This is a genomic window from Streptomyces murinus, assembly GCF_002154555.1.
GTDB classification, from domain to species: domain Bacteria; phylum Actinomycetota; class Actinomycetes; order Streptomycetales; family Streptomycetaceae; genus Streptomyces; species Streptomyces murinus.
The window spans coordinates 1-8,553 of the sequence record NZ_MUNF01000217.1; the positions used below are offsets into that span (position 1 = coordinate 1).

The 8,553-nt window shown below is 71.3% G+C and carries 7 protein-coding genes and 1 pseudogene; all 8 read left to right on the forward strand.

The features are described from left to right. A pseudogene (locus CCN72_RS15065) lies at nucleotides 1–249 on the forward strand (hypothetical protein); the annotation flags it as partial. 129 nt (nucleotides 250–378) lie between these two features. Next, nucleotides 379–1,017, forward strand: a complete 639-nt coding sequence (locus CCN72_RS15070) for a YcnI family copper-binding membrane protein (RefSeq protein ID WP_425276149.1) — start codon at nucleotides 379–381, stop codon at nucleotides 1,015–1,017. A gap of 96 nt (nucleotides 1,018–1,113) precedes the next feature. Then, entirely contained in the window at nucleotides 1,114–1,770 is a 657-nt protein-coding gene (locus CCN72_RS15075) for an SCO family protein (protein ID WP_086807969.1), read from the forward strand. Beyond that, nucleotides 1,767–2,231: a copper chaperone PCu(A)C gene (locus CCN72_RS15080; protein ID WP_085565572.1), complete on the forward strand. Its 465-nt coding sequence runs from the start codon at nucleotides 1,767–1,769 to the stop codon at nucleotides 2,229–2,231. The genes CCN72_RS15075 and CCN72_RS15080 overlap by 4 nt, the downstream gene beginning before the upstream one ends. Nucleotides 2,232–2,245: 14 nt before the next feature. Next, entirely contained in the window at nucleotides 2,246–4,228 is a 1,983-nt protein-coding gene (locus tag CCN72_RS15085; RefSeq protein ID WP_086807970.1) for a copper resistance CopC/CopD family protein, read from the forward strand. An 8-nt stretch (nucleotides 4,229–4,236) separates the two neighbouring features. Continuing rightward, the gene (efeB, locus tag CCN72_RS15090) at nucleotides 4,237–5,526 is read left to right on the forward strand and encodes an iron uptake transporter deferrochelatase/peroxidase subunit (protein ID WP_086807971.1); all 1,290 of its coding nucleotides are present in this window, start codon (nucleotides 4,237–4,239) and stop codon (nucleotides 5,524–5,526) included. 197 nt (nucleotides 5,527–5,723) lie between these two features. After that, nucleotides 5,724–6,656: a prephenate dehydratase gene (gene pheA, locus CCN72_RS15095; protein ID WP_086807972.1), complete on the forward strand. Its 933-nt coding sequence runs from the start codon at nucleotides 5,724–5,726 to the stop codon at nucleotides 6,654–6,656. A gap of 507 nt (nucleotides 6,657–7,163) precedes the next feature. Continuing rightward, nucleotides 7,164–8,441 (forward strand): serine--tRNA ligase, encoded by a 1,278-nt coding sequence (gene serS / locus CCN72_RS15100; RefSeq protein WP_085565575.1) that lies wholly within the window; start codon nucleotides 7,164–7,166, stop codon nucleotides 8,439–8,441. The last annotated feature ends 112 nt before the right edge of the window (nucleotides 8,442–8,553 follow it).

Below are 8,553 nucleotides of genomic sequence, written 5' to 3' on the forward strand. Positions count from 1 at the left end.
GTGCTGCGGCTGCTCGAACTGTCGGCGCACTCGGCCCATGAAGTCGCCGAGACCGCGCTCGTACGATCCCTGCGCGCGGCGCTCGCCCTGGTGGGCGCCCTGTGCGCCGGACTCCTGTCCGCGGTCGAGCCCGCCCCGCGCGCCCGTCGCGGCGACCGGGACGAGCCGCCCGCCCCCGCCACCCTCGCACTCCAGCACTCGGTGATCCGGCGCGGCCCGCCCGCCGCCGCACTGCGACTCGCCGCCTGACGCGACGCGCCCGCCCCCTGCCCCGAGACAGCTCCGGGTTCCGAGGAGACGGCCGCCGTCGCGCGNNNCGCCGGTGCCGCCGTCGCCGGCACCGCCGTACTCGCCCTGTCCGCCCCCGCCTTCGCGCATGTGACCGTGCAGCCCGAGGGCGCCGCGGCCAAGGGCAGCTACGCGGTCGTCGACTTCAAGGTCCCCAACGAGCGTGACAACGCCTCGACCACCAAGGTCGAGGTGAACCTCCCCACCGACCACCCGCTGGCCTCCGTCATGGCCCAGCCCATCCCGGGCTGGAGCGTGCAGCTCACCAAGACCAAGCTCGCCAAGCCGCTGACCGTGCACGGCGACAAGATCGACCAGGCCGTCACCAAGGTCACCTGGACCGCCGACGGCAAGGGCATCGAGCCCGGCTACTTCCAGAAGTTCCCGCTCTCCGTCGGCGCCCTGCCCGACGACACCGACCAGCTGGTGTTCAAGGCGCTCCAGACGTACTCCGACAAGGAGGTCGTGCGCTGGATCGAGGTGCCGCAGGCGGGCCAGGACGAGCCGCGGAACCCCGCCCCGGTGCTCCAGCTGACCGCAGCGGCCGACGAGCACGGCGCGGCGGCCGCCCAGGACGCGTCCGACGACAAGAAGGAGAACACGGCCGCCGCCGCGGACTCCGGAAGCAGCAGTGACACCACCGCCCGGGTGCTCGGCGTCGCCGGGATCGTCGTCGGCGCCGCGGGCGTGGCCTACGGGGTCCTCGCCGGCCGCCGCCGCACCGCCTAGCCCCATCGTTCCGCAGCGCGCGCCGGGGCCGTGCCAGGCTTGGCCCCCGTACGACCCCGGCGCGCGCCGGAGTTCTCACATCTGGGACATTTCTCTATGCGCAAGAAGACGTTCGCCGCGGCCGCACTGCTCGCCGCCGCCACCCTGACCCTCTCCGCCTGCGGCGGCCAGAAGACCGACTCGTCGGTGGTCTCCGCCGTCTCGCAGGAGTCCGGCGGCAGCGGTCCCGTCACCGTCCTCGACCAGCCCTGGGACAAGCCCGGCCTGGTCCTGACGGACACCCACGGCAAGAAGTACGACCTCCGCAAGGAGACCCAGGGCCACCCGACCCTGCTCTACTTCGGCTACACGCACTGCCCCGACATCTGCCCGACGACGATGAGCAACATCGCCGTCGCGGCCCAGAAGTCGCTGACCCCGGCCCAGCGCGCCGATCTGCGGGTCGTGTTCGTCACCACCGACCCCGGCCGCGACACCCCGGCCGCACTCGGCAGCTGGCTCAAGGGAATCGACCCCCGGTTCATCGGCCTGACCGGCGACTTCAAGACCATCCAGGCCGCCGCCCGCTCCGTCGGCATCTCCGTCGAGCCGACGACGAAGAACAAAGCCGGCCAGCTCGTCTCCATGCACGGCACCCAGGTGGTCGCCTTCTCGCCGAAGAACGACGGTGGATACGCCTTCTTCGACGACCAGGCCACGGTCGACGACTACATCAAGGACCTGCCCAAGATCGTCCAGGGAGCCAAGCCGTGAACCGCCGACCCCTCGTCCTGGCCACGGCACTCGCGGGCGCCCTCGCTCTCGCGGGCTGCTCGGGCTCGGGCTCCTCGGACACCTCCAAGGCCGAACTGTCGGTGAGCGGCACCTACATGCCGCAGCCCGTCTCCGCCGACATGGCCGCCGGCTTCCTGACGATCACCAACAAGGGCGGCACGAAGGACGAACTGACCAAGGTGAGCAGCACCGCGGCCGGCCAGGTCACCATGCACAGCACCACGGGCGGCGAGATGCGGGAGCAGTCCTCCTTCGCCATACCCGCCCATGGCCGGCTCGTCTTCAGAAGTGGTGGCAACCACCTGATGTTCGAGCAGCTCCGGCAGCGGCCGAAGCAGGGCCAGACGGTCACCCTGAAGCTCACCTTCGCCAAGAGCGGGCCCCTCACCGTCGAGATGCCGGTGAAGTCCGCCACGTACCACCCGACGACCGGCAACTGAGGGAAGGGACCACCGTGACCCGGACCATCACCCCCCGCCCGCGGACCCTGGTGCTGCTGCTTCTCGCCGCCCTGGGCGCCCTGCTCGCGGGCGCCGCGCCGGCCTCCGCGCACGCGGCGCTGACCGGCAGCGACCCCGCGCAGGGGGTGGTGGTCCAGCAGCCGCCCGCCCGGGTCTCGCTCACCTTCTCCGAGAAGGTCGCGATGAACGGCGACTCGCTGCGCGTCCTCGACCCCAAGGGCAAGCCCGTCCAGACCGGCGCCCCCGACAACGTGCGCGGGACGACGTACGCCGTGCGGCTCAAGGGCGGCCTCGGCAAGGGCACGTACACGGTGACCTACGAGGTCGTCTCCGCCGACAGCCATCCGGTGGCCGGCGCGTACACCTTCTCCATCGGGGCGCCCTCGCGGACCGTGGTCTCCGGCAGCGGTCCGACCGTGGGCGGCGGGGTCGTCGGCGGCCTCTACCAGGTCGGGCGGTACGTGTCGTACGGCGGTTACATCGTGCTCGTGGGCGGCGCGGCCTTCGTGCTGCTGTGCTGGCGGCGCGGCGCGGGCGTACGGGCGCTGCAACGACTGGTCGTCGGCGGCTGGCTGGCGCTGACCGCGGCCACCCTGTGGCTGCTGCTCCTGCGTGGCTCGTACACCACCACCGGGAAGGTCTCCGACGTCTTCGACCTCGGACTGCTCGGCCAGGTGCTGGAGACCAAGTCGGGGGCCGCGCTGGTCTCCCGGCTGCTGCTGCTCGCCGCCGCCGCGCTGTTCATCGCCGTCCTCTTCGGCACGTACCAGCGGCGCGAGGAGGGCGCGGAGAAGCGGGACCTGACCTTCGGGCTCGGGATCGGGGGCCTGGTCGTCGCGGCCGGGCTCGCGACCAGCTGGGCGATGTCCGAGCATGCCTCGGTGGGGCTCCAGCCGGGCATCGCCATGCCGGTGGACGTCGTTCATCTGCTCGCCGTCGCCGCCTGGCTGGGCGGGCTCACCGCGCTGCTGGTCGCCCTGTACCGGGCGCCCGCCGGGACACCGGTCGAGGCCGCCGCCGTACGCCGCTTCTCCCGGCTGGCCTTCGGCTCCGTGGTGGCCCTCGTCGCCACCGGGATCTATCAGTCCTGGCGTCAGCTCGGCTCCTGGTCCGCCTTCACCGACACCCGGTACGGGCAGTTGCTGCTGGCCAAGATCGCCCTGGTGGCGGTCATGGTGGGCCTCGCGTCCGTGTCACGGCGCTGGACGGGACGGCTCGCGGATCAGGGCGCGGAGGGGGAACAGGCCGTTGCCGAAGCGGGGACCGAGAAGGAGTCGGTCACCGCGGCGAAGCCGACCGCCGGTCAGGACACGACGGCGAGGGGCACGGGTACGGCGGACACGGCCGGGCAGGAGCGCGCCGGCGCCTCCGAACCCGGCCCCGCTGCCAAGGACTCCGGTGACTCCCGCCGCGCCGCCCAGCTCGCCCGGCAGCGGGCCGCGGTGGACGCCGCCCGGCGGAAGCGGCTGCGGGACGGCGACGCGGGCCGCTTCGGGCTGCGCCGCTCGGTGCTCGCCGAGGCCGCCGTCGCGGTCGTCCTGCTCGCCGTCACCACCGCGCTGACGCAGACCGAGCCCGGCCGCACCGAGCAGGAGGCCAAGGCCGCCACCGGCGCCGTCACGGCACCCAGGAACGGCAGCCTGTCCCTGAGCCTGCCCTTCGACACGGGTGGCGCGGACGGCAAGGGCGTGGTCGCCCTCGACATCGACCCCGCACACGCGGGCGCCAACTCGCTGCACCTCTTCGTCCGCAAGCCCGGCGGACAGCTCTTCGACGTCCCCGAGGTGAAGATCGCCCTCACCCTGGAGGCGAAGAAGATCGGCCCGCTCTCCGTGGCCCCCGAGCACATCACCACCGGCCACTGGTCGGCGGACGGGGTGCAGATCCCGATGGCCGGCGACTGGAAGGTCGAGGTCACCGTCCGCACCTCCGACATCGATGAAGTGACCGTCTCCAAGAACGCGCAGATCGGCTGACCCGAACCATGACCGACCAGTCCACCCGACACGCCCCCACTCCCACGTCCCCGGCGGCCGAGGCCACGGCGTCCGGGGTCCGTTCCGGGGGTGTCTCCCGGCGAGCCCTGCTCGGCACCGCGGGCGCCACCGGGCTGGTGCTCGGCGCGGCGGGCGGGGCGGTCGGTTACGCCGCCGCGCCCGCCCCGGCCACCCCTCTCACCTCGGTGGGCTCCGACCGCGCGTTGTTTCACGTGAAACACCAGCCCGGCATCACCGAGGGCCTCCAGGCGTGCGGTCATCTCATCGCCTTCGATCTGGCGGCGGGCGCGGGCCGCAAGGAGGCGGCGGCCCTGCTGCGCCGCTGGTCGGCGACGGCCGAGCGGCTGATGGCGGGCGAGCCGGCCCCGCACGACGACACCGATGTGTCCCGGGACGCGGGCCCCTCCTCCCTGACGGTCACCTTCGGCTTCGGGAACAGCTTCTTCACCCGCACCGGTCTGGAGAAGCAGCGGCCCAGCGCCCTCGATCCGCTGCCCGACTTCTCCTCCGACCATCTGGACAAGGCGCGCAGCGACGGCGATCTGTGGGTGCAGATCGGCGCGAACGACGCCCTGGTCGCCTTCCACGCCCTGCGCGCGATCCAGAAGGACGCCGGGGCGGCCGCGCGGGTGCGCTGGCAGATGAACGGCTTCAACCGCACCCCGGGCGCCACCGCCCGCCCGATGACGGCCCGCAATCTGATGGGCCAGATCGACGGCACGGGCAATCCGAAGCCGACGGACGCCGCCTTCGACAAGCAGATCTTCGTACCCTCCTCGGGCGAGCCCGCGTGGATGGCGAACGGCTCCTACGCCGTCGTACGGCGGATCCGCATGCTCCTGGACGACTGGGAGAAGCTGCCCGTCGCCACCCAGGAGCAGGTCATCGGGCGCCGCAAGACAGATGGGGCGCCGCTGACCGGGGGGCACGAGACCTCCCCGATGGAGCTGGAGAAGACCGACGCCAAGGGTGACTACGTGATCGCGCTCAACGCACACGCGCGGATCACCCGGCCGGACAGGAACGGCGGGGCGGCGATGCTGCGGCGCCCGTTCTCGTACCACGACGGCATCGACGCGGACGGGGTCCCGGACGCCGGGCTGCTCTTCGTGTGCTGGCAGGCGGATCCGCTGCTCGGCTTCGTACCGGTGCAGCGCAAGCTCGACCGGGGCGACGCCCTGTCCCGGTTCATCCGGCACGAGTCGAGCGCGCTGTTCGCGGTGCCGGGCGGGGCGGCGAAGGGCGAGTATGTGGGGCAGCGGCTGCTGGAGGGCTGAACAAGGGCCCCCCGATCCCCCTAGGGCCTGTCTGACAATTCCCGTCTGCCGCGCTCCGGGCGACGACGGGAATTGTCAGACAAACCCTAGCCGACATTCCATCGGCTCTGTGGACTTTCCCTTCCCAAACCACCCGGTCGAGTGGTCATCTTGAGACGCCTGAGCTACGACGGCCCGCGGCCATTAGGGTGAGGACCATGCCAGCGAGCTATGCGTATCTCGGCCCCGAGGGCACCTTCACCGAGGTGGCCCTGCGGACGCTGCCGGAGGCGGCCACCCGGGAGCTGACCCCGTACGTGTCGGTGCAGTCCGCGCTGGACGCGGTGCGGGCCGGCGAGGCCGAGGCCGCGTTCGTGCCGATCGAGAACTCCGTCGAGGGCGGTATCACCGCCACCCTGGACGGCCTGGTCGCGGGCGAGCCGCTGACGATCTACCGCGAGGTGCTGCTCTCCATCACCTTCGCGCTACTGGTCCGGCCGGGCACCCGGCTCGCCGACATCAAGACGGTCTCCGCCCATCCCGCGGCCCAGCCGCAGGTGCGCAACTGGCTGAAGGCCAATCTCCCGGACGCCGTCTGGGAGTCGGCCGCCTCGAACGCGGACGCGGCCCGGCTGGTCCAGGAGGGCCGCTACGACGCCGCCTTCGCGGGCGAGTTCGCCGCCGCCCGGTACGGCCTGGAGGCCCTGGAGACCGGGATCCACGACGCGGAGAACGCGCAGACCCGGTTCGTGCTGGTCGGCCGCCCGGCCCGGCCCGCCGCGAAGACCGGCGCCGACAAGACCTCGGTGGTGCTCTGGCAGCGCACCGACCACCCCGGCGGACTGCGCGATCTGCTCGGCGAGTTCGCCTCGCGCGGGATCAACCTGATGCTGCTCCAGTCCCGGCCGACCGGCGAGGGCATCGGCAACTACTGCTTCTGCGTGGACGCCGAGGGCCATATCTCCGACCGGCGGATGGCGGCGGCGCTGATGGGTCTGAAGCGGCTCTGCCTCGAAGTGCGCTTCCTCGGCTCGTACCCGCGCGCCGACATCAGGCCGGACGAGGCACGCGCCGTACAGCCAGGGACCTCGGACGAGGAGTTCACGCGGGCCGCGGACTGGGTGGCACGCTGCCAGGACGGCCGCTTCTAGTTATCCACAGAAGTTATCCACAGGGGCGCTTCTCGACCTGGGGACAAGTCGACAGCGAAGCGCGACCCAGTCGACAAATCGCCCCACAGCGCACAGACAGGGCGACCTTCACCTGACCCACCCTTCGTCCACCCGTTTCCTTTGGTTCATCTTTTGGGGCGACCGTTTTCCACCCGAAAGTGGGTGTCGATCCACTTTGGCCGGGGAATTCTGCACATCGGTCAAGGGATCCGGAGTGATCAATTCCCGCATCCACAGAACTTCCCCACACCCTGTGGATAACTCTTTGGAGGGTGTGGATTTCTGTGGACAACCAGGCCGCCAAGTCCCGCTCTCCACAAGGAAATCGAGTCAACCGGGCGCCCCGAACCTGCCCCGTCCCAGGGAGTGAGACACTTTCCCTTGACACGCGCGGCAATTAGCGCATAACGCACCGTAAGCCGCAAATCCAAGCGCGCCGTAATAGTGATTCGTGAGCGGGATCCCCGCACCGGTAGCCTTGGGCCTGTGATTGACCTTCGCCTGCTCCGTGAGGACCCCGACCGTGTGCGCGCGTCCCAGCGTGCTCGTGGAGAGGATGTCGCGCTCGTCGACTCCCTCCTGTCCGCCGACGAGCGGCGCAGGTCTTCCGGCGTCCGCTTCGACGAACTGCGTGCCGAGCAGAAGCAGCTCGGCAAGCTGATCCCCAAGGCCACCGCCGACGAGAAGGCCGAGCTGCTCAAGCGGGCCGAGCAGCTCAAGGCCGACGTCAAGGCCGCCGACGCCGAGCGCGACGCGGCCGACGCCGAGACCCATGAGCTGCTGCTCCGGCTCGGCAACCTCGTCCACCCCGACGTCCCCGTCGGCGGCGAGGAGGACTTCGTCACCCTGGAGACGCACGGCACCATCCGTGACTTCGGTGCCGAGGGCTTCGAGCCCAAGGACCACCTGGAGCTGGGCCAGCTGCTCGGCGCGATCGACGTCGAGCGCGGCGCCAAGGTCTCCGGCTCCCGCTTCTACTTCCTCACCGGTGTCGGCGCCCTGCTGGAGCTGGCCCTGGTGAACGCGGCGATGGCCCAGGCCACCGCGGCCGGCTTCACCCCGATGCTGACCCCGGCGCTGGTCCGCCCGCAGTCGATGGCCGGCACTGGCTTCCTCGGCCAGGCCGCGCAGGACGTCTACCACCTCGACAAGGACGACCTCTACCTGGTCGGCACCTCCGAGGTGGCGCTCGCGGCGTACCACATGGACGAGATCCTCGACGCCGACAAGCTGCCGCTGCGGTACGCGGGCTTCTCGCCCTGCTTCCGCCGCGAGGCCGGTTCGCACGGCAAGGACACCCGGGGCATCTTCCGCGTGCACCAGTTCGACAAGGTCGAGATGTTCTCGTACGTCGACCCCGCGGACACCCAGGCCGAGCACCAGCGCCTGCTGGCCTGGGAGAAGCAGTGGCTGTCCTCGCTGGAGCTGCCGTTCCGCGTGATCGACGTCGCCTCCGGTGACCTCGGCTCCTCGGCCGCCCGCAAGTTCGACTGCGAGGCGTGGATCCCGACGCAGGGCAAGTACCGCGAGCTGACCTCGACCTCGGACTGCACCGAGTTCCAGTCCCGGCGCCTGTCCATCCGGGTCCGCGACGGCAAGCAGGTCAAGCCGCTCGCCACGCTCAACGGCACGCTGTGCGCCGTACCGCGCACCATCGTGGCGATCCTGGAGAACCACCAGCTGGCCGACGGCTCCGTCCGGGTCCCCGAAGTGCTGCGCCCCTACCTGGGCGGCCGGGAGGTCCTGGAGCCGGTGGCCAGGTGAGCTTCCCCTACGGGCTGGTCGCGACCGACCTGGACGGGACGCTGCTGCGCTCCGACGGGTCGGTCGCGACCAGCCCGTAGGGGAAGCTCACCTGGCCACCGGCTCCAGGACC

Coding starts and splice junctions, on each gene's coding strand:
- CCN72_RS15075 (WP_086807969.1), top strand. CDS start 1,114: ATGCGCAAGAAGACGTTCGCCGCGGCCGCACTGCTCGCCGCCGCCACC.
- efeB (WP_086807971.1), top strand. CDS start 4,237: ATGACCGACCAGTCCACCCGACACGCCCCCACTCCCACGTCCCCGGCG.
- pheA (WP_086807972.1), top strand. CDS start 5,724: ATGCCAGCGAGCTATGCGTATCTCGGCCCCGAGGGCACCTTCACCGAG.